Genomic DNA, 229 nt, shown 5'->3' with positions numbered 1-229 from the left:
GCTGGAAGAAGAGCTGCTCAGCCGCCGCGCCCAGGGCGAAGACCCGCGCTACTTCACCCTGCGCCGTCTCGACTTCGGCGGCTGCCGCCTGTCGCTGGCGACTCCGGTGGATGAAGCCTGGAATGGCCCGGCGGCGCTGGACGGCAAACGCATCGCCACCTCTTACCCGCACCTGCTGAAGCGCTACCTCGATCAAAAAGGTATCTCCTTTAAATCCTGTCTGCTGAAC

At 63.8% G+C, this 229-nt stretch carries 1 pseudogene; it reads left to right on the top strand.

Going from position 1 to position 229, the window contains the following annotated elements:
* Nucleotides 1-229: pseudogene (locus tag ACODJP_RS14560) on the top strand (hypothetical protein); the annotation flags it as partial.

The sequence above is a fragment of the Pleomorphochaeta sp. DL1XJH-081 genome (genome assembly GCF_049310885.1).
Classification (GTDB): Bacteria; Spirochaetota; Spirochaetia; order Sphaerochaetales; family Sphaerochaetaceae; genus CAYZJV01.
This window is presented reverse-complemented; position numbering and strand designations above follow the sequence as displayed.